17 protein-coding genes are annotated in these 22,479 nt (G+C 40.9%); 8 read left to right on the top strand and 9 right to left on the bottom strand.

Features of this window, described 5'->3' with window-relative positions; all coding sequences use genetic code 11:
• Positions 1 to 22: 22 nt before the first annotated feature.
• Positions 23 to 553 (bottom strand): response regulator transcription factor, encoded by a 531-nt coding sequence (locus ACRWP9_RS01170; protein WP_434927502.1) that lies wholly within the window; start codon positions 551 to 553, stop codon positions 23 to 25.
• Positions 546 to 1,826, bottom strand: a complete 1,281-nt coding sequence (locus ACRWP9_RS01165) for a sensor histidine kinase (RefSeq protein WP_434927501.1) — start codon at positions 1,824 to 1,826, stop codon at positions 546 to 548. Before ACRWP9_RS01165 ends, ACRWP9_RS01170 begins: the two co-directional genes overlap by 8 nt.
• A gap of 281 nt (positions 1,827 to 2,107) precedes the next feature.
• Here ACRWP9_RS01165 and ACRWP9_RS01160 point away from each other — a divergent pair, with 281 nt between their 5' ends.
• A complete protein-coding gene (locus tag ACRWP9_RS01160) occupies positions 2,108 to 2,680 on the top strand; it encodes a cytochrome b/b6 domain-containing protein (protein ID WP_434927500.1) in 573 nt (190 codons plus the stop codon).
• 53 nt (positions 2,681 to 2,733) lie between these two features.
• On the opposite strand, the gene ACRWP9_RS01155 is transcribed toward ACRWP9_RS01160, so the two are convergent.
• Entirely contained in the window at positions 2,734 to 5,754 is a 3,021-nt protein-coding gene (locus ACRWP9_RS01155) for a bacteriohemerythrin (protein ID WP_434927499.1), read from the bottom strand.
• A gap of 203 nt (positions 5,755 to 5,957) precedes the next feature.
• Here ACRWP9_RS01155 and ACRWP9_RS01150 point away from each other — a divergent pair, with 203 nt between their 5' ends.
• The 5 genes from ACRWP9_RS01150 (at position 5,958) to ACRWP9_RS01130 (ending at position 14,709) form a co-directional block, all read left to right on the top strand.
• Positions 5,958 to 8,321, top strand: coding sequence for a Tex family protein (locus ACRWP9_RS01150; protein ID WP_434927498.1), 2,364 nt, complete (start codon positions 5,958 to 5,960; stop codon positions 8,319 to 8,321).
• Between the two features lie 185 nt (positions 8,322 to 8,506).
• On the top strand, positions 8,507 to 10,174 hold the full coding sequence (locus tag ACRWP9_RS01145) for a phosphoethanolamine transferase (RefSeq protein ID WP_434927497.1): 1,668 nt from the start codon (positions 8,507 to 8,509) through the stop codon (positions 10,172 to 10,174).
• 92 nt (positions 10,175 to 10,266) lie between these two features.
• Positions 10,267 to 10,941, top strand: coding sequence for a response regulator transcription factor (locus ACRWP9_RS01140; RefSeq protein WP_226412625.1), 675 nt, complete (start codon positions 10,267 to 10,269; stop codon positions 10,939 to 10,941).
• Positions 10,941 to 12,404, top strand: a complete 1,464-nt coding sequence (locus ACRWP9_RS01135; RefSeq protein ID WP_434927496.1) for a sensor histidine kinase — start codon at positions 10,941 to 10,943, stop codon at positions 12,402 to 12,404. Before ACRWP9_RS01140 ends, ACRWP9_RS01135 begins: the two co-directional genes overlap by 1 nt.
• 292 nt (positions 12,405 to 12,696) lie before the next feature.
• The gene (locus ACRWP9_RS01130; protein WP_434927495.1) at positions 12,697 to 14,709 is read left to right on the top strand and encodes an LTA synthase family protein; all 2,013 of its coding nucleotides are present in this window, start codon (positions 12,697 to 12,699) and stop codon (positions 14,707 to 14,709) included.
• A 107-nt stretch (positions 14,710 to 14,816) separates the two neighbouring features.
• Here ACRWP9_RS01130 and ACRWP9_RS01125 read toward each other — a convergent pair whose 3' ends face one another.
• Together ACRWP9_RS01125 and bioH are read right to left on the bottom strand one after the other, a co-directional pair.
• Entirely contained in the window at positions 14,817 to 15,317 is a 501-nt protein-coding gene (locus tag ACRWP9_RS01125; protein WP_434927494.1) for a hypothetical protein, read from the bottom strand.
• Positions 15,318 to 15,411: 94 nt separating this feature from the next.
• Positions 15,412 to 16,197 (bottom strand): pimeloyl-ACP methyl ester esterase BioH, encoded by a 786-nt coding sequence (bioH, locus tag ACRWP9_RS01120; RefSeq protein WP_434927493.1) that lies wholly within the window; start codon positions 16,195 to 16,197, stop codon positions 15,412 to 15,414.
• A 30-nt stretch (positions 16,198 to 16,227) separates the two neighbouring features.
• Here bioH and ACRWP9_RS01115 point away from each other — a divergent pair, with 30 nt between their 5' ends.
• The gene (locus tag ACRWP9_RS01115; RefSeq protein WP_434927492.1) at positions 16,228 to 17,133 is read left to right on the top strand and encodes a ComF family protein; all 906 of its coding nucleotides are present in this window, start codon (positions 16,228 to 16,230) and stop codon (positions 17,131 to 17,133) included.
• Positions 17,134 to 17,415: 282 nt separating this feature from the next.
• Positions 17,416 to 17,994: a Fe-S biogenesis protein NfuA gene (gene nfuA / locus ACRWP9_RS01110; RefSeq protein ID WP_434927491.1), complete on the top strand. Its 579-nt coding sequence runs from the start codon at positions 17,416 to 17,418 to the stop codon at positions 17,992 to 17,994.
• Positions 17,995 to 18,046: 52 nt separating this feature from the next.
• Here nfuA and ACRWP9_RS01105 read toward each other — a convergent pair whose 3' ends face one another.
• From ACRWP9_RS01105 to menC, 4 genes are all read right to left on the bottom strand, one after another.
• Entirely contained in the window at positions 18,047 to 19,105 is a 1,059-nt protein-coding gene (locus tag ACRWP9_RS01105) for a PepSY-associated TM helix domain-containing protein (protein WP_434927490.1), read from the bottom strand.
• 303 nt (positions 19,106 to 19,408) lie between these two features.
• A complete protein-coding gene (locus tag ACRWP9_RS01100) occupies positions 19,409 to 19,894 on the bottom strand; it encodes a DUF3465 domain-containing protein (protein ID WP_434927489.1) in 486 nt (161 codons plus the stop codon).
• Positions 19,895 to 19,964: 70 nt separating this feature from the next.
• Positions 19,965 to 21,437, bottom strand: coding sequence for an o-succinylbenzoate--CoA ligase (menE, locus tag ACRWP9_RS01095; protein WP_434927488.1), 1,473 nt, complete (start codon positions 21,435 to 21,437; stop codon positions 19,965 to 19,967).
• Between the two features lie 8 nt (positions 21,438 to 21,445).
• On the bottom strand, positions 21,446 to 22,471 hold the full coding sequence (gene menC / locus ACRWP9_RS01090) for an o-succinylbenzoate synthase (RefSeq protein ID WP_434927487.1): 1,026 nt from the start codon (positions 22,469 to 22,471) through the stop codon (positions 21,446 to 21,448).
• Positions 22,472 to 22,479: the final 8 nt, after the last annotated feature.

Genomic DNA, 22,479 nt, shown 5'->3' with positions numbered 1-22,479 from the left:
TTTTATTGGGTTTTAACTTAAGTTACTGATTTACTGGTTTTTTTAGCAGTTTTCGCTGTAATGTGCGCCTATGCATGCCTAATTGCCTTGCTGTTTGCGACACATTACCATTATTAGCGTTCAGCACTTGCTGAATGTGTTCCCACTCTAAACGTTTGGGGCTAATGGGCTGGTCTACTATGGGATTTTGGTCAATTTCATACTGTTGTTTAGCAAGGGCTTTTAATAATGTTTGGGTGTCTACCGGTTTAGATAAATAGTTGTCAGCGCCTAAACGGATCGCCTCAACAGCGGTGGCAATACTGGCATATCCGGTAAGAAACACGATCGTCGATTTAGGTAATAACTGGCGTAAAGGATTGACTAAGTTAAGGCTATTGCTGTGCTCAAGTTTCATGTCGAGCAGAATATGGCTAGGTAAATGTAGCCTCGCCAATAATAAGCCTTGGCTAGCGTCATGGGCTACGACGCATTCAAAGCCGTGCTGTGTCATACGCCGATGAAGAATGTTAGCCAGCGTTGTGTCATCTTCAATAATCAGCAATTTATGCATGGGTTTCTGCCTGCAACAAATCTGGCGTTATCGCTAAACTTGGTGCTATGGGTAAGCGTACCTGTGCCAATGTGCCGCCCTGTGGATGATGGTGCAAGGTTAAACTTCCGCCCAGTTTTTCTAAGCTTGCGTGACTGAGTAATAAAGCCACCCCCATTCCTTTTGCGTCGCGAATGATGTTTTGACCTATTTGGGCTATTAAGTCGGTAGAAATACCTGCGCCGAAATCGCGAATGTTTAAGTGACATTGTTGGTTGTCGATTGACACAGATAACTCGACTTGGTAATCAGCGTTATTTTCTTTACTGGCTCTGGCTGCATTGTCAATTAATGACATTAAAGCGGGTAAAAGGCTGGTATCCATATTGATTATCGTATTTGTGTCGATATTCACTTTAGTGGTTAAGGTCACTTCAGGCATTAATAACAATACTTGTTGGGTTAATATTTCTAATAGTGACGTTAGGGCAATATGGGATTGTTGATTGTCTCGTATTGACTGAGTTGCGGTGCGTAAATCCGTTAAGGTTAATTCACAGCGGCCTAAAGCATGTTCAATATCGGGCAGAATATGGAACATGGACTCACCTTCGTGCAGTTCATCGACTAATAAGCGCAAACTGGCTAATGGAGTCGCAAGTTGGTGAGCCATTTGTGCCGACGCAGTACCTAGTGCTAATAACTTTTCTTGGCGTAATTGAGCCTCTCGTAAAATGCCCAGTTCTGCTTCTTTTTGACGAATTTTACGGGCGATAAAGGCAATGCTGGTGGTCACAATTAATGCTGATATTAAAAAGTTAAACCACATGCCCAAAAAGTGTGAACGCATATCCATGGTGTGGTTGCCCATGTTGTGCTCTGGCATGACAAAAATCATCAAGCTATAACTGGCGGTAGACAACAAGGTTAATATCCAGGGCGCCCATTGCGGTAATGCCACGGTGGCTACGGCAATAGGTAATAATAACAATGAGATAAAAGCGTTGGTTGCGCCGCCAGTAAGGTATAACCAGGCGGCCAGTAATAGTGAGTCTATTATGAGTGATGCAAATATCAATAAGGTATTATGCAGGTAATATTTTTTGAAAAATACGCTTAAACCAACATAAATAGCTTCCACTGTGAACAACAGATAAATCATTCTCGGCGGCGACGATAGGCCAAACAAATCAGTGGCAAAAAAGGTTAACCCTATTTTGAGCAGTAAATATACTAATCTGAGGTGGGTGTGATGGCTATTGCTCAGCCAGCTTTGTCGTTGAGGTGTTGGCAAAAATACAATCCTTTTAAGCCTAGTGATAAAAATGCACTCACTTATTGGGCAGATACAAACGTTTTTAACTCGAACAAAATTCAACCAGCAAAGATCAACAGGCCTAATAGATAAATATGCTGGGTGTGTCTCACATCATAATATTATTTTGCGGTTTAATGAACTTATACCAATTTCATAAGCGTTACTTAAGTTTCGGTTATCACAATAGTTAAATATTATCGCTCACTGATATTTAATCATCAGTGTTTAGACTTACTTGTACTACTTCGAGGTTAATTATGAAAACATCACATGAGTTTCCGCTGGTTCACCGATTAATCCATTGGGGCTTAGCTTTTGCTATGCTGGTGATGTTGCTGACAATATTTTTGCGCTTGGGTTGGATGGAAAAAAATCATATGGCGGCGATTATTCAGCAGGGCTTAGCCAAAATTTCAATGACTATTGATAGTAAGCAAGCGGTGAGTATTGCCAAGATGATCCGCGGTGAAATGTTCCAGTGGCATATTTACTTTGGGTATGCCGTTGGGGTGTTCTTATCGGCACGCTTTATTTATATGGCAAAATGTGGCTTGCATTATTTATCGCCCTTTAATCCGTTGGCAAGCATGCAACAAAAAATGCAAGCATGGGTTTATTGGTTATTTTATCTTGGGGTGAGCGCTTCGATGATAACGGGTTTATTACTTAAATTTGGCCCTGAGTCGATTGAGGAATTAGCCGAAACTGTGCATAAATTAGCCTTGTGGTACTTCATCCCGTTCATTGTGCTTCACTTAGCCGGTATTGTGTTTGCTGAAGCTGGACATGACAAAGGCATAGTATCGAAAATGATTGGGGGTAAGTCGTAAGTTTATTATTAGCCTAGCCTAACGGTTTACTTTAATGGTTAGGCTAAGCGAATTTATGACAAGACTAAATCACATTCCTGTATATTACTGATTAGTTGTTCAATTTCGCGAATGGGCATAGGTTTACTGAACAGATAACCTTGAAAATGAGAGCATCCTATATCGAGCAAATAGCGTTTTTGTTCGATGGTTTCAACCCCTTCTGCAATGACTGAAAATCCTAAGCTGTCAGCCATGGAGATGATGGTTTTCACAATTGATTGGTCGCTTTGATCGGTTAATAAGTCATCAACAAATGACCTATCAATTTTTAATTGTGACAAGGGTAGCTTCTTTAAATACTGTAAAGATGAGTAACCTGTACCGAAGTCGTCTAATGAAAACAGGATCCCCAGTCTGCCTAAGGCATTCATTTGAATGATGGTATTGTCGATATCATCGAGTAATAGTGACTCGGTTAATTCCATCTTTAGTTTAGTCACATCAATGTCGTAATGGTTAATCATTTTAATTACAGTATCGACAAAGTTTTTTTGACGGAATTGCTTGGAACTGACATTCACGGCAATGGTTAAATGCTTAGTATCACATTGTTGTTGCCATTGTTTTAGCTGTGCACAAGCGGTTTCTAATACCCATTGGCCTATTGGTAAAATTAATCCAGATTCTTCGGCGTAGGGAATAAATTCTACGGGGCCAACAATGCCTTTAGTTGGATGTTGCCAGCGTATTAATGCTTCTACACCCACAGGTTGCTGATTTTGGTTTACTTGTAGTTGATAGAAAAGTTTGAATTGGTGTTGTGTTACCGCCTGGTGCAGTTCAGCTTCTAATGCTGCACGCTTACTAATTGCTTCTTGCATTTTGGGGTCAAAAAAACGCACTGTATTTCTACCCGCTAGCTTAGCTTGGTACATGGCAATGTCAGCTTGCTTCATCACTTCTGAAGTGGTGGTTAAGTGATCCTTAAACAACACCACACCAATGCTGGTAGTGCAATTATAGTGAATGTCGTTGAGCTGAAATACGTCATTCATTCTGGTCAAAATAGTGGTGCAAATAGTGGTTGTTTTTGATGCCGCAATAATATCTTCTTCATCAAGCCCTTCTAATATAATGACAAATTCATCACCGCCTATTCTGGCCAGGGTATCTTCTTTTCGTATGCAGTCACTTAATCTGGTAGCAATTAATGTGAGCAATAGATCACCTACATCATGACCGTGGGTGTCATTAAGCATTTTAAAATGGTCGATGTCTAAAAACAGTACTGCATTATTTTTATGGAGTCGTTTATTGGAAATAATCACTCGATTTAATCTATCCAGTAATAGGCGCCGATTGGGTAGTTCAGTCAGTGGGTCGTAAAAGGCTAACTGTTGAATTTTTTGTTCATTATTTTTACGTATAGTCATGTCATTGATAGTGATAACGTAATTTGTAATACATTGATTCTCATTGCGGACAGCATCGATAAATAAATAAGCTGGAAAGGTAGAGCCATTTTTATGGTTATGCCATATCTCACCCTCCCAATTATCGGTTTCAACAACCTTATTCCAAATCTCATTATGAAAATTGTCATCGTACAGCGCAGCATTAAATAAGTTAGGTTGCTTGCCTATTAGCTCTTCTTCTGGATAGCCAGTAATCGTGCTAAAGGCCTTGTTTACTTGTAAAATTGCTCGATTAGTATCGGTAATGAAAATTCCTTCATTCGACTCGAATACCTTGGCCGCTAAACGAAGTTTTTGTTCCAACTGTTTACGCTCAGTAATATCAGATATGCCTGTGATGTAACCGACCACTTGCTGTTGTTGATCAAACTCGGGGACGTACTGAACTAATAATTCCTGTGTAAACAAGCATAAGTCATAGGTCACAGAAACCCCTGACAGCACCTTATCAATATGTTGACTAATTTCTTGGTAAATTATTTCCCCAAAGATGCTTTTCACCGGCTGACCCACAATGTCATCAGGTTTTAGGCCAAACAAGGCTGCATAAGATTGTGTCGCATAAATAAACTCTTGCTGTTTGTTGCATCTGGCAATATAAAAAGGCGAATTGTCATTAATAAATTGCAATTGTTGCTGCTGCTCGATCAGCTTTATCTCTGCGTTTTTAAATGCTGTAATGTCTTGGGAAAACCCCGATATTGTATGTGATTTACCATCAGGACTTGCGATACGTTTACCACGGCATTCTATCCATCGAGTTGTGCCATCACAGGGGCGAGTAATAGGGTATTGAATGTGATGTTCAATGCCCGTGTTATAACAGGACGTTATCGACTCAATTAAAGTGTGATGATATTTAACGGGGATCAACTGAAAAAGCATTGCTAAACAAGGTTGTTGATCTTTTGATAACCCAAATAAGCTATACATTTGATCAGACCAATGCAACGGTGATTGTAAATCGACTAAATCCCAGTAGCCAACCTGAGCATAGTACATTGCTTCTTCAAAGCGTTTTTCGCTATTAACCAACTGTTGCTGAATGTCATGGTTCAGTCTTGTTTTACGCATCAGGTGCAAGGTGTTAGTTGATAAATTAGCATAGCTGGACAAAATGACATTGATAAGGCGTCGAGTTGACCCCTGCATTTGCTGTTGTGAATGGGCTTTAGCCTCTTTTAAAGGTACTCCCTGTTGCAGCATCATGACTAGGATTGCCATGTAGCGGTCACTTTCTAAAATATGGGATGCTAACCATTGGGTGAGAAAAGATATCATTTGCTCGAGTAAAGCATCAGATGGCGTTGTAGTGAGTTGAGTTTGCAGGGTAATGACCTGCTGAACAAAATCATCATGGCCTAATTTGTGGTTTGTACTAAGTTGATGGTTGGGCAAGTATTGATGCCAGATATCTTCTTCAGTTTTAAAGTGGTAAACAGTGTAATTAATTAGCTCTTGGAATACGGCATTCATATCTATCACTGAGGTACCAAATACCGCCTGATTCGCCAGGCGATTTAAAATGATGACTAATTTTTTATGCTGTTCATCGATTTTTGCTAATCCTGTGCAAAAATTTTCATTCCATGGAAAAATATCTATCGATTCAGTCACTATGCCACCAATTAAATTCTGGTATCTCTAAGTAATCAGTATAGTTGTACATTTTACACTTGTGGATGAATTTTAATTTTCCTGACAATTGTTGTGATCAATTTCTACGGTTTCGTAAAGTAAAAATCATGTTCAATATCTAATTTTATGCGGTTTGTGGTATGGTGTGGCAATTTTAAAATTTAAGCCTATAAACATCTGCTATGCATAATATTGCCCAAATAATTGCCCAAGAATTGAATGTTCGCCAACAACAAGTCGATGCCACTATCGCCTTGCTTAATGATGGTGCCACAGTGCCCTTTATTGCTCGTTACCGTAAAGAAGCTACCGGCGGGTTAGATGATACTCAGTTACGGCAGCTTTACTCCCGTTTAGGGTATCTAACCGAGATGAGCGACCGACGTCAGGTAATTTTGTCTAGCATCGATGCACAGGGTAAGTTAACTCCAGCGTTAAAGTATGCAATCGATGAAGCCGACAGCAAAACTCGCCTTGAAGATTTATATTTGCCTTATAAACCTAAGCGTCGTACTAAAGGGCAAATAGCCATTGAAGCTGGCATTGAGCCATTGGTCGATATATTGCTTGCCGATCGCAGCGCAGATGCTGACGCTAAAGCCGCCGAATTTATTAACTCTGAAGCCGGTTTTGCAGATGCAAAAGCTGTGCTGGATGGCGCACGTTTTATTTTGATGGAACGCTTTGCCGAAGATGCTGATCTGGTCCTTAAAATTCGTAACCATTTAGCCCAACAGGCTGTGTTTGAAAGCAAAGTGGTTAAAGGCAAAGAAAAAGAAGGCGCTAAGTTCCGCGATTACTTTGAACAAAGTGAAAGAATCACTAAAGTGCCATCACATCGCGCCTTAGCTATGCTTCGTGGCCGCAATGAAGGTATTTTAAGTTTAAGCATGAATGCCGACCCTGATACTGAAGCCAAACAAGGCAGTTATTGTGAAGTAATTATTGCCGACCATTTCAAGCTTAAACTCACAGATTCAAGTGTCGATCAATGGTTAAAAACCGTTGTTACCTCGACGTGGCGCATTAAAATTGCGTTACAAATGGAAACTGAATTTATTACTAAAATGCGTGAAAGCGCCGAAGAAGAAGCGATTAAAGTCTTTGCCCGCAACTTGGGTGATTTGCTTATGGCTTCGCCTGCGGGCGCAAAAGCGACTATGGGGCTAGACCCTGGTATTCGTACCGGTGTGAAGGTTGCTATTGTTGATAACACCGGCAAGTTAGTTGCCCATACAACGGTTTTCCCGCATGCGCCACAAAATCTGTGGGACAAATCAATAAAGACATTATCCAATCTGGTTGGTATGCATAAAGTGGACATTATCGCGATAGGTAATGGCACTGGCTCGCGTGAAACCGACAAGCTGGCAGGTGAGTTAATTGCGGCGGTAAAAGAAAGCCGTCCAACTCTAACTAAAGTCATGGTCAGTGAAGCGGGTGCTTCTATTTACTCGGCTTCCGAATTTGCCGCCAATGAATTTCCCGATTTAGATGTGTCGATTCGAGGCGCGGTGTCAATTGCGCGTCGTTTACAAGACCCATTAGCCGAGCTAGTTAAAATTGAACCTAAAGCCATTGGTGTAGGGCAATATCAACATGATGTTAGCCAAAGCCAGTTATCGCAATCGCTTGAAGCTGTGGTTGAAGACTGTGTGAACAGTGTGGGTGTTGATTTAAATATGGCCTCTGCGCCGTTATTGGCACAAGTGGCTGGGCTGAATAAAACCTTAGCGAAAAACGTGGTTGATTACCGTGATGAACATGGCCAATTCACTAACCGTAAGCAATTATTGAAAGTGGCGCGTTTAGGGCCGAAAGCTTATGAGCAAGCCGCAGGATTTTTACGCATTCGCAATGGTGATAATCCACTTGATGGTTCAGCAGTGCATCCCGAAGCGTATTCAATTGTGGAGTCTATTGCCGCCGCGTCGAAACATGATGTTGCCCAATTGATTGGTAATGGCGAGTTATTAAAGGGCGTGAAAGCTGAGCTGTTTGTCACTGAATCATTTGGTTTACCGACCATTACCGATATTTTGGCTGAGTTAGATAAACCCGGGCGAGATCCACGTGGTGAGTTTAAAACAGCCAACTTTAAAGACGGTGTTGAAGCGCTTAACGATTTAAAAGTGGACATGATCCTTGAAGGCGTTGTGACTAATGTGACTAATTTTGGTGCCTTTGTTGATGTGGGTGTTCATCAGGATGGTTTAGTGCATATATCGTCGCTAACCGACAAGTTTGTCAGTGATCCGCATACCATAGTGAAAGCGGGTGACGTGGTTAAAGTCAAAGTGATGGAAGTGGATATTGAGCGCCGCCGAGTCAGCTTAAGCATGCGCCTTGATGAAATACCGCAACCGGCTAATACAGACGGCAAGCCACAATTTATGGGTCAGCCTGGCAAGGGTAAACCTGCTCATAATAAAGGCCAAAAACCTGCGCATGCTGGTAGAAATGTTACACCGCCAAAAGTTAAAGTGCCGGCTAATGCCGCTATGGGTAATGCGTTCGCGGATGCTTTGGCTAAAATGAAAAAGTAATTTTGCTTGTATATATCATTCAGAAAGCGCTTATTAGTAAGCGCTTTTTTTGTTTTTATGCCTGTTATAAACTGAAGTTTCACTGGGCAAGTGAACATTCAGTATTTCTTAAGCCATTCTTAAGTTTGGTTGTGGATGATACATTTAGGTAATTAAGAATATTAAATCATCATAATAGGTAAAGCATGTCGACACTTTCTAAACTATTTTTACGTATTGGCTCTCCTCAATTACATGTCACTAGCGTTATTATTCTATTGTCAGTTTATTTTGCTGTTGTGTTAAATTACCCAATTAATCAACGTATTTATGAATTATCAACAGAAGGCCATCTGCTGTTTAAGCTGTCTCCTGCTGTGCTGTTAACCGGACTATTCTTAATTATTTTCAGCATGTTTTCTATTTCTATTAAGTATGTGTTTAAGCCTTTTGTGACATTGTTATTAGTGTCGTCAGCCACGACCATGTTCGCTATGTTGTTTTATAATGTCATGTTTGACTATGGCATGATTGAAAATATCTTTGAGACTAATACTGGTGAGGCTTGGTCTTATGTGAGTTTACCCTCGGTGTTATTTGTCAGCACTTTGGGTATTTTTCCATCATTATTATTGTTACGAACTCGGGTTATTCGGGCCGACAGTATCTTAAAAGGTGTCTTGCAACGTATTGGATTAGTTGTTATTGGCTTAGCACTTGTTGGTGTTGTAGCGTTATTTTTTTACAAGGATTACGCTTCTGTAGGGCGTAATAATCATTACTTAAATAAAATGATTAACCCAGCACACATTTTTAATACCGTTAAGTACATCAATAATACCTATTTAACAGAGCCATTAGTTTACAAGGCGCGTGGCACAGATGCCCACTTAGATGCCAAGAAAAACCAAAAGCCAACCCTATTTGTGCTGGTAGTAGGCGAAACAGCTAGGGCGGAAAATATGGCTTATTATGGCTACTCTCGAAACACCAATCCTTTTACTCAGTCGCTGGATATGATCAGTGTTGCTAATGTATCTTCATGTGGCACGGCAACCGCGCATTCATTACCTTGTATGATGTCTGATATGAATCGGGATAATTTTAAGCGAAATCAGGCTAATGCCCAAGATAATGTGTTAGAGGTATTACAGCAAGCGGGCATTGAAGTGACTTGGTTTGAAAGTGATGGTGGTGACAAAGAGGTTGCTAGTCGCATTACTAAGAAAGAGGTCGCCATAAGTGATAATAATCCGCTTTGCGATGGTCTAACCTGTTTTGATGCGGTTTTAGTTGAACAACTGTCAGCTCATATCAAAGCAAGCGCGGTAAATGACCTAGGGTCTACTTTGCAAAATCAATTTATTGCTTTGCACACTATTGGTAGCCATGGCCCGACATATTGGAAGCGTTACCCGAAAGAGATGGAGGTGTTTACGCCCGCTTGTAATCGCAGTGATATTGAAAACTGTACCGATGAAGAAATCGTTAATGTGTATGACAATACGATACATTACACCGATTATATTTTGTCTCAGGTTGTTAGTGTATTAAAGCAGTATGAGTCTGAATATCAGGTTGCCATGTTGTATGTCTCTGATCACGGTGAGTCATTAGGTGAAAATGGTCTTTATCTGCATGGTACACCTTACGCGATAGCCCCAAGCCAACAAACTCATGTGCCTTGGCTGATGTGGTTGCCTGAAAGCTATACAGAAGCAAAAATGCTTGACCGGAAATGCATTGTTGAACAGGCCAGTAAAGGTGAACACTCACATGCCAATCTTTTTCATACTCTATTGGGTTTATATGGCGTAGAGACCCATTTAAGAAATAGTCAACTTGATATCAGTCATGGCTGCAAAGTGATTTAAGCAATGTAGATATATGAATCGACAGAATGCTGGCGCTTGAGATGTCCAGTGGTATACCTATAAATGCGTTAATGGAATAAGCAGGAAGATAGATGAAAGTGTTGCTAATTGAAGATTCTGAAGCGCTTCGTCGGGGGATCAGAGTAGGACTGGATCATTTGGGTTATACGGTTGATGAAACTGGTGATGGTTCTGAAGGCCTCAGTATGGCGCTGACAAATCATTATGACTTTATTATTTTAGACTTAATGTTGCCCAATGTGGATGGTATTAGTTTACTTAAAAGTATTCGTAAACTGGGCAACCAAGCCAAGGTGATTATCTTATCGGCAAAATCATTAACTGAAGATCGCGTCGCCGGTTTACTCGCTGGGGCTGATGATTACCTCACCAAACCTTTTTCATTTGACGAACTTCAAGCTCGTTTGGTTACCTTGGGCCGCCGCGGAGATCTAACCTCACATTCGAAAAATATACGATTGGGTGAGTTACTGCTTGATGATAATCAAAAGGTATTAATTTATAAGCAGACAATCATAGAGTTAACTAAAAATGAATACAAAATTATCGAGTATTTATTTAACAACCCTAATCAAGTGCTTAATCCTGAACAAATAAGTGAAGCCGTTGTCGGTTCATTTAACCATTTATCTAAAAATACTATCGAAGCCCATTTGTCGGCCGTGCGTAAAAAAGCAAATCTAGTGGGAGCGACGTTACCGATAAAAAACAAACGCGGTTTTGGTTATTTTGTGGGTGAAGATTAATGACATCATTAGCTAATAACCTAGTTAATAGGATGACATGGGCGGTATTAATTATTGTGGTATTGGTATTTTTAGCCGTTGATATCATTATTGATAACTGGATTGATACCGAATTTGATAATGCATTAACCACCAAGTCGAACTACCTTAAAACCTTAATTAAAGTGTCGCCGGCAGGAGTCGAGTTTGATTTTGCGGGGGAGTTTATGCCTGAGTTTACTTTACCTGCTAAAGGGGAGTATTTTCAGCTGTGGCAAAATGGCGTTGTGTTCGAACGGTCTGAATCTTTAGCGCATTTTGCTCAAGCAAATCTAATAAAAGCCGATTTGGCTATTAATGGTCGTCAGTTTTTCGATGTGACCTTGCCAGATGGGCGTTCAGGAAGAGCAATGGTGTCTGTTTTTGAACCACAGGTGCCTGATAAATATCAAAGTGTCATCACTGAAAATATCGCTCCCATGGTATTAACTGTGGCGCTGTCAGAAGAAGAGTTAAATCATATTCTGATTATTATAGATTCCAGTTTGGCAATTGGTTTGTTGCTGGTTATTTTGTTCATGCGCTGGGCTGTGGTGAACTTGATTCACCGGGGTTTGCAGCCATTGAATGATCTAAACCAGGCGCTCAAAGATATCGACTTCCAGCAAGCTGAATTAAAACTTCCTGCCCATTTTAAAGCGTTTATCGAAATTGAACCGATAAAAAATGAACTCAATAAATTTCTAAGAATCAATCACAAACATCTGCAGAATGAAAAACGGATCACCGCCGATATTGCCCACGAGCTTAAAACCCCGATCAGTGAGCTAATTAGTTTAAGTGAAATCTATATACGTTATCCCGATGACGAACGAATAGGCGTGAGCTACAAGCAAGATGTACTCAGCATAAGCTTAAAAATGAAAGATATAGTCAATAATTTATTATTACTGCAAAAGGCGTCTTCCGAAGGGTTGCAATTAAGCCAAACTTTGATTGATGTTAAAGCTTTTATTCAAAAAATCGTCGCTGAGTTAAATGCTTTGCGAAGCGGATCGTTAGCCAGAGTCAACGTCATCAGTGAGTTAAATGGAGTCATGTGCCAAACAGATGCGTTTTCGCTTCATACTGTACTGTATAACTTGATTGATAATGCACTGTTTTACAGCCCGCAGCAGTCAAAGGTTGATATTCGTCTTATTAAGCAAAAACAACCTGTTCAGGGCAACAAATCAGCGATGATAGTGATCACCATTGAAAATGAGTTACTTAATAGTATCAGTGATGATGATTTAGACCGTTTGACGCTCCCTTTGTTTCAAACCGAAAAGTCACGTCAACACCAAAATAGGCATGGGCTGGGTTTAGCTATTGTGGATAATATAGCCCAGGTGAATCAATACGCTTTTTCGTTTGGCCTCGTTGATACAAATCGAATCGCATTTACCTTTGCATTGCCAGTGATGGGCGATATTAGTGGCTGACAAGAGACAATGGGTTAAGTAAATGTGAATTTTATTAGTTTACAGTGAACTAATATTTATATTGAGCGTCAAATTTGAATCGAAATAATCATAAACAATGAGTTTTATTTTATAAGCTGACTGTAATCATTGAACAATATCGCATTAATCATTATTTGACACATGTTAGTATTCTGTTAACGTGCACGTCGCTGATTGCCGGTGTTAAAACCGATTGCTGTTATGACACAAAGTATCGTGCCATAGACATAAAGTATCCTAAAAATAACAGAATAATATATTGGAGTCATTAATGGGGTTATTTTCCCTCAAGTCGAATGTCGACTACATCAGATCATCTCGTTACCCCAAGCCACATAATATCTATAGCGCTATTTTGGTGTTTGCGCTGATCATTTTAGCTGTGACTACATTGAGCCGTATTGGCTTATCACTGTGGCAACTTGAACGAGTCAATGACGCTCAAGGATGGTCAGATATTATATTTCAGGGCATAAGGGTTGATTTTGCAACATTGTGCTGGTTGTTCGGTATTGCAGCGCTTGGTACTGCATTATTTGCAGGAAATCATGCAATAGGGCGCTTGTGGGCACTGATTTTAAAAGTCTGGCTAACTCTTGGCTTGTGGTTAATCGTGTTCTTAGAAATATCGACGCCGTCATTTATTCAAGAATACGGCTTCAGACCGAATCGTTTATATGTTGAATACCTTATTTACCCTAAAGAAGTGCTGTCGATGTTGTGGGCCGGTCGAAAGGCTGAACTGATATTCGCTTTTGTAGTGTCTACAGCAACATTATATGCAGGCTGGCGCTTGTCTGACTATTTTACCCGAAATGTGCGTTCACCGCGGTGGTATTGGCGCCCTGTGATGGCCATTTTGGTTATTTGTGTCACTATTTTAGGAGCGCGTTCTTCTTTAGGTCATCGACCATTAAACCCTTCTTTAGTCGCGTTTTCAGATGATCCTTTAGTTAACTCATTAGTATTGAACTCGGGTTACTCACTCACTTTCGCCATTAAACAAATGAGTAATGAAGAAGAGGCCTCAAAGGTATACGGCAAGTTAGATGATCAAAAGGTTATCGATATTATTCGCCGTCAAAGTGGTCGTTCAGCACAAGCATTTACGTCAACTGACTTGCCAAGTTTGACCTTTAACCAGGCAACTTATCAGGGTAAGCCTAAAAACCTAGTGATTATTTTGCAAGAAAGTTTAGGCGCTCGATTTGTTGGCAGTTTAGGCGGGTTACCGCTGACACCTAATATTGATGAGTTATCCTCACAAGGGTGGTTTTTTGAAAACCTTTACGCCACAGGAACCCGCTCAGTACGGGGAATTGAAGCCATTACCACAGGTTTTACTCCAACGCCCGCTCGTGCGGTAGTTAAGTTGGGTAAAAGCCAAACTAACTTTTTTACCATTGCAGAATTATTAAAGCGTAACGGTTATTCAACCCAATTTATTTATGGTGGCGAAAGTCATTTTGATAATATGCGCAGCTTTTTCCTGGGCAATGGCTTTAGTCAAATCATCGATCAAAATGACTACAAAAACCCTGCATTTGTCGCATCTTGGGGCGTGTCAGATGAGGACTTGTTGTTTAGAGCCCATGACGAGTTTACCGCTATGCATGAGCAAGGTAAGCCATTCTTTAGTTTAGTGTTTAGTTCTAGTAATCATGACCCATATGAGTTCCCTGATAACCGGATTGAACTGTATGAACAACCGCAATATACCATGCACAATGCCGTGAAGTATGCGGATTACGCAGTGGGCGAGTTTTTCAAAAAAGCCCAAAAAGCAGACTATTGGAAAGACACTTTATTTCTTGTGGTAGCTGATCACGATAGTCGTGTCGGCGGCGCTAACTTAGTGCCTATTTCACGTTTTCGTATCCCAGGACTGATTTTAGGTGGTGGGATTGAAGCCATACGTGACCCTAGAGTGGTTAGCCAAATTGACATGGCGCCGACGTTATTGTCTATGATGGGGATTTCAGACAGTTACCCTATGTTAGGACGTGATTTAACCCAACAAGCGGCAGATTGGCCGGGTCGAGCCATGATGCAATATGATAAAAACTTCGCCTTAATGGAAGGCAATCAAGTGACTATATTACAGCCAGAACAAGCTGCTAAAAGCTTTGTATATGATTTTGGTGCAGAAACACTAACGTCACGTGAACTAGATACCGAACAAGCCGAAAGTGCACTCGGAATTGCATTGTGGGGCAGTGCTGCCTATAACAATCATTGGTTTACTTTGCCGAAACAAACTCAAACAGAGCAGCAGTCGCGCTAGTTATTCAGTCGAGCTAGTTATTCAGTCGAGTTAGTTGCCATGCCGTGAAAGTGTCTAGGCGTGAGATAGGTTAAGACGATAGTAGGTATAAGACGTCAGAGGGCGTCTTATACCGTATCAGGGATACTCGTAAGATTGGTCGGCATGTTGTTTTGGCCATAATATTGGCTAACATGTTGCCTTACTTGCTGATAATACGCTGAGCTTTGCTTAGGCATTTCATCATTACGTACCGAAGACTTACTGCTTTGCGTTGTGCTTTGTTCAGCTTGGAGCGATTGTTTAATACGAATATCTTTACGCTGTATGGTTGGCGTGTTGTTTGCCACTATATTTAGCGGTTGTCCCTGTAAGCTTTTAGGTGCAACTAATTGTTGAACAATGGCTTCTCTTTGGTTTGCTGAACGCTGCTGTTGCTGTTTTTGTTCAACAATATTGTGCGCTTGAGTGCGTTCATTTTGTTGATTGTAAGCACGCTCAGGATGATTCTTTGTCGGTTGCTGCGGTGGGATAATGGGCGGCTTTTGTTGATTATCCACCCGTGCAGAATCCGTCGCAACATTAGAGGTTACTATCGAAACTTGCGGGTAATGGGAATTAATCAACATACTCAATAACCTCCGCTCGGGATAATCTATATCTGAAGTTAATTTGTTTTTATGGCGGTTAAATTATAGCCAATATTTAAGCGATGTTAAAGTACTAGCTGTTAATACCTTTAATCCAGTCACAAAGGTGTTCAATAAACAGGCTTGAATGTGAGATAAAAGGCGCATGGGATGCTTTGGCTAGGATAATGTCATCGATATTTTTAGTTTTTACTAGCATTTTAAGCCCACTTTTCGGCACTAAACTATCTGATTTGCCCCATATCCTCAACCAAGGTTGTTTGATAGCGTTTAATTGAGGGCGCAAGTCGACCTCTGCCAGCATAGTTAACCCCTGCAGCAAACTGTCCTCACAGGGTAAGGGCTTAGCCAGCACCAGATGTTTTATCATTTGAATATCTGCTTTTGCTGTTTCACTGCCCATGGCTTGAATAGCTAAAAAGCGCTCAATGGTTTTAGGCAGGTTTTTATGTAACTGCTGTGAAAACTGAGATAATACCTGCGGCGCAATGCCTGGCCAGGGTTGCGGTTTTTCATCGGGCCGCGCCATAAAACAAGGGGACGATGCGACTGTAATTAAGGCTTTTATTTTAGTTGGAAATGTTAATGCTACTTGAGTGGCAACTAACCCGCCTAATGACCAGCCTAACCAAATTGCATTATCGGGTAATTGTGTTGCTAGCGCTGCAGCCCAGTCATCAATATCGCCCTCAATAGGGTCACTGTCGCCAAAACCGGGCAAGTCGACATAATGCACTCTATACTCAGACAGGGCCTGTTTTAAGGGTTCAAACACCGCACTATTGACGCCCCAACCGTGAAGTAACACGATATCTTGGCCATTACCTAGGGTATTGATATACAGTTTGGGGTTTGGCAATTTTTTAACCTCTATTTAAAGGAATGAATAGTGAACTCACTTAATAAGCAAGGATGCACGCAGCTATACAATCATCAACCTAAGATTAAACTCCAAAGTCAGTCTGCTGTTATCCCATTAACCGCCTTACATGCTAAAGGCGTTAGGTTATTAACCCATTTTAGTCGTTATATTCGTCGCAGTTTACCTAACCGCTGTTTACTGTGCCAGCAAAGGATTGAGCAGCAAGGCTATGCGAAGTTATTTGACGGTCAAGTACTCACTGGGGTATGTCAGCATTGTTTAGTGAGCGGTTTATATCAAACCGAAGTGTGTTTGGGGTGTGCTAAACCGTTAGTGCAATTACAAGAGTATTGCGGTCAGTGTATGGCAAGTTTGCCGATTAAAGTGATTGCGCCTTGCAGTTATCATCAAGGTTTAGGCCAACTGGTGAGTGCGATAAAATACCAGCGCCAAATAGCCGCTTTACAGGTACTGGCACAACAGCTGGCATACCGCATTCAACAACTTGTTAAACACGGTTTAATTGAGTTACCCCAAGTGATTATTCCTGTGCCATTACACTCAAATCGTTTACGTCAACGGGGCTTTAACCAGGCGTGGTTAATTGCCAAACAACTTAGTACGATGCTTGACCTGCCGTTAGATGATCAGTTTATTTTTCGACTTCAAGATACGCAGCCACAAGCGGGACTGAACGGAAAACAAAGACGTGACAACTGCCACCAAGCCTTTGCTTTGATGGCATCACTGGAACCTGACTTAGCATCAGAATTAGTACCTAAGCAATCTTGCTACCAACATGTGGCGCTGGTTGATGACGTGGTCACAACCGGAACGACGATTAATGAGATAGCCGCATTACTAAAACAACACCACATAGCTAGTCAAACATGGTGTTTAGCGCGTGCCGAGGCGCCAGAGTTACGCGGCTAAATCGATCAATATATTCGCTTAGAATGCTAGGCATAACACCTTGCGTCGCAGGTTAATATAAAGAGCAAACGGTTTAGTTGGAACAAACTTTGACCACAAAAGTTCAACAACCCCTAGCGTAACTTTGATACTAGACATCTATTATTACCCATTAATGCAGATGATTTATTGTATTTTTTAATGATCAAACGATGAAGAGGGCTACAAAGAGAATGCAACACAGAGTATCATGGTGCTAATTCTCACTAATTTACTCAGGTATTACCTGACGGAGTAAGTTTTATGATCTCCATTTCCGAAGCAGCTCAGGCTCATTTTGTAAAATTATTAGCAGATCAAACCGAAGGCACGCATATTCGTGTATTCGTTATCAGCCCTGGTACCGCACAAGCAGAATGTGGTGTGTCATATTGCCCACCAGATGCGGTAGAAGATGATGATATGGAATTACCGTTCAACGGGTTTAAGGCTATGGTTGATGAGAAAAGTGTGCCTTTTCTTCAAGAGGCCACCATTGATTATATTACTGATCAAATGGGTTCGCAGTTAACTTTAAAAGCACCAAATGCCAAAATGCGTAAAGTGTCTGACGACGCACCATTAAAAGAACGTATTGAATATGTTATTCAGTCGGAAATAAACCCACAGCTTGCTAGCCATGGCGGCAACATTATGTTGGTTGAAATTTCTGCTGAAGATGTCGCCGTATTACAATTTGGCGGTGGTTGTAATGGTTGCTCACAAGTAGATATTACTTTAAAAGATGGTATCGAGAAGCAATTACTTGACCTTTTCCCTGGTGAACTTAAGGGTGTGCGTGACGTGACTGACCATCAACATGGTGATCACTCTTACGCTTAATCTCTGATTATTTTGATTTAAAACGCGCCTATAGGGCGCGTTTTTTGTTATATCAGGCTTTAGATTTAAATGTCCGTCGATAAAACGTTACTACACTAAACAATAAAATAAATGTACCAATTACAGATACGAAAGTAATGAATAGTACATAGCTAAAAGGCATATTCAGTGCATCATGGAGCGGTCTCACAAAGCTGGCTATTTGACCTGCAATCGGTCGGTCACTGTGCTTTAATGCGGACTGAATTTCACCTCGTTGGTAATTCATCGTAATGTTATCTGCTTGTCTTAACCAGACACTATTGCGGCTATCAAAACGTATGCTGTATTCTAAATCTTGTTCTGTAGCGTCTTGCGCCTCTGGTTGCCTTGGTTTACTTACCGCGACTAACAGTGAATCTGGCCACAGCTTCTGAGCGGTATCCAGTTGGCTGTACCAGTCGTTTTTCTGGCTTTGCGGATAAGACACATTGGATGCTTGCTGGTGTTGTAAATAATCCGTCCATAAGCCTTTGTAAGTGATCAAAAATCCACTTATACACAAAATAAATAACGGTAGTGAAATAAATAATCCTAGTTGAATATGGCTTTTCACTAAGCTGCTTGAGCGCGTATCTTTTGGCACACTGTGTTTAAACCTAAATCCACTGCGTACCCGCCACCATAAGTAAATCCCAATTAAGGTAATCACACCGCCAATGATTGCAGCCCATGCGTTGATATATTTGCCCACATCATCGAGTAAAAAATTTCTGTGTAACCAAAAAATTGTACTATAAAAAGGCACATGTTTAGATTCATGGATGGAGATTTCATTTAGATTATTATCTAACGCAATGCTTTTTCCACGGGTCGCAGCTTCAATAAAAGGTGAGTGTTCGGTTGGAAAACGTACCGTACTCATTTCAGGATAACGCTCAAACACAGTTTGGGTTACCTGTGCTTTTTCTGCTGTGTTTAGCGGCACAAATTGCTGGCCTTTATTGTCTAGGCGATTAAGCATATCCATGCTGCCAAGATAGACCCCTGTGGTTAAGACTATGAGCATAGTAATGCTAATAAAAAATCCTACCCAGTTATGAAACCATTTTAAAGCTGATACCACTTTCATAAATAACGTTCTCAGTTTTGATCGTGAAAAAGTCACGACTATTTAGTATTGCGTTTAATTTATGCGAATGATAATTAATATCGTTTAATTCATCAATTAAAGAAGTGTAAAGATGTGGGTAAATATGCAATAGTCAACAAGATTTTATCATTATTAACGAGCTACAGAGGGGATAGCAAAAAAGCAGTCAATAGCCTTTTTGACAAAAATAAATCTTTTATTAGCGATTGAACAAAACAGCCGAGATATTGGCAGTGAAGAGTTTTTTGGAGAGACACTTATTTACAGTCGGCGATTGAAGGCCTATTGATAAGTCTGGCCGTTATGCTGCAACCAACCACCAATATGACGACCATTTGGATCCTTGTGAGTCCAATGAACTACACCACCTTTATCATTCCATTCGTATTGGCCATGAAATACAATTTGATCGCCAATCGATATTGTATTTATCCGCGGCGCTAAGTCTATGTTATGTGCAATGAGTAACGTTTGACCTGATGATAACTGTAAAATAAATTTTTGATGACGCGAGCCCTGGTTGTCGTCAGCTAATAACTTGATTACTTTACCAGCCCCTTTGACTTGTACATTATTGCGCTTATTTTCATAGGCGTTTGCAATTACGTCTTGTGTTGCACTAACGCTAGCTGACTCATTCACACTAACTGTGCCAATATGAGTAGTGCTTTGTGCTGGAGTTTTAACTGATACCGCTGAGTTACTGCCAGTTAAAGATAATTGATAAATGGCCATACATATCAGTAAGAGAACAATTATTTTTTTCATATTAAGCTCTGTTTAGGGAATCGTTATTGTTAACTTAGGCAGCGACCTCTTTAAAATGAATGAGAAGCTACTACGGCTTAATTGCTGCTATGACTTGTTTTCTATTCAACTTTAAACCTATTGCGGCAATATTAGGCCAAATATACCAATGCCTCGGCCGTTTAAAACTTGCCAGCTTCTTACCGACCCAGTCAGCCAATTGTTTTTCAATATCAATCGGTAAGTCTGCTGTGGCATAGTCGATGATCGCAGCTGGGAGTAAACCGAACTTAGCATCAGGTTCACCAAAGACTATAGCGTTAACCACTAAAGGATGTTGCAGTAACACTGATTCAATTTCTTCTGGTTGGATATTCTCGCCACCACAGATAAACATGTTATCGACTCGACCTAATAATATCAGTTGGCTTTTTTCATTTAATTGGCCGCGATCCTGTGTGCAAAACCAGCCTTGTTCATCGACAGGTAAATGCAGCTGGTATTGTTGCTGTTGATTTATCTCTAGATAGCCTTGAAACAAACACTCACCCTTTACCCAAATAACCCCATCAACCAATTTTAACTGTCTATTAGGTAATGCACGACCATGATGTTGCTGTAAATTAGCTTTGGCAGTGGTGATTTGCGAACTCATTTCTGTCATGCCATAGCTGGTATAAGTGTTCACTTTTTTCTGTGCTAATGATGCTATCAATGTAGCTTCGATAACCCCGCCACCAAGTAATAAGGCTTTTAATCCGCTTAACGCCTGTGGCGCTTGCTGCAGAATTTGCAGCGCTTGTGTTGACACCATAGATACGTGGGTAACTGCTTCATCTTCAAGTTGCTGCGCCAATGTGATGTAGTTTGATTTAATCACAATACATGCACCAGCGAGGGCACAGCGATTAACTATTGCCAGACCACCAATGTGAAACAAGGGTAATGACAGTAACCAACGGTCGTTATTATGCAGCGGAATATAACGGCTTGAGCCCTGAGCACTGGCAATGTGATTGATTAATCCATGTACAGCCGCTTTTGGTGTGCCGCTAGAGCCCGATGTCAAAATGATATTAACCGGCTTGTGCGGGTTTACTTTTTGCACAGCATAAACAGGCTGACTATTGTCGAGTTGATGATCAGTCGTTACGTTTTGAGTTAAATCAATTAACGCTGGATGGCGCTCAAGCGATACTATTTCGCTATGTTGCCAAATAAAATGGATCTGAAAACGGCCAAGTAGTTGATCGATTTGGCTAACAGAAAAGCGGCCGTTAATGGGAAAAAATATGGCGCCAATTTCAACACATGCCCAATAAAGTGTCATGATGGCAAAGGTTTGTTGGGCTAAGTCGTGATTTGGGGTTTTATTGGCGTTAACTGGTGTTGGGATAATGGTCGCAATAATAGTACCAGGCATTACCCCCTGTTGTAGCAAGTTAGCTGACAGCACAGAAATTTGCGCCGCCCAGTTTGCGTAAGTTATCGAGGCTCCTTCAAGTAACACTGCATTATTATCAGCGGATCGCAGCGCAGCTTGTTGAACTGGAGATAACATCATATCGCTGACTAGCCTTTAATCAGTTTGAGCTTATTAAGCTTTAATTGGCCATTTTCATCTAACAAACGCTGGCTAAATGCACTTAAGGTGTCAAGCCCTGGTGGATTATCAGGGGTGAGTGCCTGGCTAATAAGGGCTAAATCAGCAATACCGACATCAGACTCAAGGCTTGAGCTTAAAATACAACGCACACCTTGGTGATCGGCCAGGCTGACAATCTCTTGCATCTTACTGAGTGAGCCTAACAACATAGGTTTTAAAATAAACGCCCCTATGCCTGGTTGCTGTTGCAATAATTTATCGAAGTCTAAATCTGCGGTTAATAAAAACTCATCTAACGCATATTTTATGCCGAGTTGCTGATACATTTTCAGGTTATCACTGGGTTGCTGGCAAGGCTCTTCAACGTATTCGATTTGTTTTTTAGGTAAACAGGCTAAAAAATCGACCGCCTGATTGAGGGTAAAACCGCGATTAGCATCAAGACGTAGCGTTAAACTGGGTTTACGTGCTAAAACCTGATGAACAAAAGCAATTTCACTGTCCATGTCGGTTTGTGCCACTTTGATTTTTACACTGTGTATATGGCTTAAATCAGCCAGTTTTTGATCAATTACCGTTGTGGATAAACCTTGGTACAGCAAAGGGATATTTGCTTGGGTAATGACTCTAACGGGGAACTGTTGCAGGCATTTGGCCGCTAATACACTTAAACCAAATTGCACAGAAGGCAATAAACTTCTCTCTGCAGCCAGGGCGAGTTCAGTGATCTCTTGCCCTATTAACTGAGATTGAAGCTGGATCAGTTCAGTGCTAACTTGCGCGAGGGTTTCATGGCTAAATCCAGTCAATGGTAAACCTTCAATATCAATACCTGCAAGGGGAGATATTTCGGCAAAATATTGTTGGTTATCGTCCAGTGTCACGTTAACAATAATACCAATTCGATGATCAATGCGTTGTTTAGCAACAGGTAAAGGTACGGTTAAATCAATTTGAAATTGATACAATTCAAACGATGCGATCTTAGTCATAGGGCACT

The sequence above is a fragment of the Shewanella sp. HL-SH2 genome (genome assembly GCF_051164935.1).
Classification (GTDB): domain Bacteria; phylum Pseudomonadota; class Gammaproteobacteria; order Enterobacterales; family Shewanellaceae; genus Shewanella; species Shewanella glacialimarina.
This window is presented reverse-complemented; position numbering and strand designations above follow the sequence as displayed.